At 72.6% G+C, this 868-nt stretch carries 1 protein-coding gene; it reads left to right on the top strand.

The window, feature by feature from the left end:
- Positions 1–119: 119 nt before the first annotated feature.
- The coding region (nadE, locus tag ADK55_RS16540; RefSeq protein ID WP_053679468.1) for an ammonia-dependent NAD(+) synthetase at positions 120–868 on the top strand (749 nt) is incomplete at its 3' end.

Genomic DNA, 868 nt, shown 5'->3' with positions numbered 1-868 from the left:
CGGCCCGGCGCGTGCGGCGCCGAGGGCCGTGGAGCGACCGGGACCACGCCGAAGACCTGCCCGGACGTCCTGGGTAGGGTGACGCGACAGCACATCGCGAACAGCATCAAGGAGCAGACGTGAGCGAGCCGGCGTCCATCGCCCTGCAGCAGGAGATCGCCCGGGACCTGCAGGTCGCCGAGACATTCGATGCCGAGCGGGAGATCGAGCGTCGGGTCGCCTTCCTCGCCGAGCGGCTGACCTCCACCGGTCTGCGTTCCCTCGTGCTCGGCATCAGCGGCGGCGTGGACTCGACCACCGCCGGCCGGCTGTGCCAGCTCGCCGTGGAGCGGGCCCGGGCGGCCGGACACGAGGCGCGGTTCCACGCCATGCGGCTGCCCTACGGGGTGCAGGCCGACGAGCACGACGCCCGGCTCGCGCTCTCCTTCATCCAGGCCGACCACATACTGACCGTGGACATCAAGCCCGCGAGCGACGCGGCCCTGGAGGCCTCGCTGGCCGCCGGCGTGGACTTCCGCGACGCCCGTCACCAGGACTTCGTGCACGGCAACATCAAGGCTCGGCAGCGCATGATCGCCCAGTACACGGTGGCCGGGGCGCACGACGGTCTGGTCGTCGGCACCGACCACGCCGCGGAGGCCGTGTCGGGGTTCTTCCCCAAGTTGGGTGACGGCGCCGGGGACCTGGTGCCGCTGACGGGGCTGACCAAGCGCCGGGTGCGCGCCGTCGCGGACGCGCTGGGCGCGCCCGCCGAGCTGGTGTGGAAGACCCCGACGGCCGACCTGGAGACCCTCGACCCGGGCAAGGCCGACGAGGACGCCCTCGGTGTCACCTACGACGACATCGACGACTTCCTGGAGGGCAAGCC

The organism is Streptomyces sp. WM4235, from assembly GCF_001279725.1.
In the GTDB taxonomy this organism is placed as follows: domain Bacteria; phylum Actinomycetota; class Actinomycetes; order Streptomycetales; family Streptomycetaceae; genus Streptomyces.
This window is presented reverse-complemented; position numbering and strand designations above follow the sequence as displayed.